At 35.6% G+C, this 1,268-nt stretch carries 1 protein-coding gene; it reads right to left on the bottom strand.

Translation table 11 applies throughout. From position 1 onward, the window contains the following. The coding region (repM, locus tag FTV43_RS15565; protein WP_179995847.1) for a replication initiation protein RepM at positions 1 to 880 on the bottom strand (880 nt) is incomplete at its 3' end. Between the last annotated feature and the right edge of the window lie 388 nt (positions 881 to 1,268).

Genomic DNA, 1,268 nt, shown 5'->3' with positions numbered 1-1,268 from the left:
TTTCAGGCTCTAAAAGCATATCAGCGATACGAATAGCAAATTGTTGGTAGCTTTCTGTACCTTGTGAATATTTCCCCATTTCAGGCATTTCTGACATTTTATTCGCAAATAAATGGCGTTGTGCATCGGTCATTTTTATAAAAAAATCAGGCGTGTTTGGATCTCTTTTTGCTTCAACTTTTGGCTGTTGTTTTTGCTTAAATTTGAAAGAAAAACCTGAAATGATCCGTCCTTTTTTATGCTGTTCATACGTTACAGTAATATCAGTATGCTCATTAATTTGTTTAATTGATGGTTCAAGCACACGCTTTTTAAAGTCACTCATGGCGGTGTATTCACTATCAACAAGACCTAATCTGTTTCTAAACTCACTAAGTTCTAGTTGTGGAACTTTTCCAACTTCACGCCAAGCAATCAGCAATTCATAAAGCCTAGTGGCGTATTTACTGGTTAGGTGAGCAACTTGTTTAGCTTCATATTTTGTAAAGTGTTCTTCCAATCGTGTGATTAAAGGCACTACATCAGGAGCAAAAGTAATTTCTAACAATGCTAGGTCATCTACATAAAATATACGGCTTACCCAGCGAGATCGAACAATGCCGACTTTGCCTGTTTTTTTATATTCGGCTGTATAACTAAATTGACGATTAAACAGATTATTTACAGCTTCTCTCAAAGCTTTATATGACGCATCGGCAGATACATTGAATAGCTTGGCGTAGTCACTAGCATGTATTTCCAGTTTACTATCCGCAGTGATTCCTTGTCCCGATTCTCTAGCATTAATGATAGCTAGCATGATCAAACGTTGTTCCGTTAGCTCTAGGTTGTAACTGGCATTTATTAGAGCATTATCTTTCACGACTAAACTATTTTTCATAAGAAGAACTTATTATTATCTAATTAAAGGACAATGTAATCTAATATCTTTTTAAGGTCAATATTTATAATGTCTTTTAATTAAGAGCAAATGTCCGTTTATACAAGAGCAAATGTCCGTTTATACAAGAGCAAATGTCCGTTTATACAAGAGCAAATGTCCGTTTATATAGTCTGTAACACTTACTACACAAGGGTTTCAACCTGTCTAAAAGCATTAAAAGCTTTAAAAATAATTAAAAGCCTTTCGAGAGGGGAGTGCTTAAAACTGCCCTATGTACTCGCTAAAGCTCGTACTCTATTGAAGCTCGTTCCTCGCTTCGTGGGGCAGTTTTTGGTTAATCCTGTTTGTGAAATCTAAAAGCAAAAGCATTGGTAATGTATTCGCT

The sequence above is a fragment of the Acinetobacter sp. YH16053 genome (assembly GCF_013417035.1).
Classification (GTDB): Bacteria; Pseudomonadota; Gammaproteobacteria; order Pseudomonadales; family Moraxellaceae; genus Acinetobacter; species Acinetobacter towneri.
This window is presented reverse-complemented; position numbering and strand designations above follow the sequence as displayed.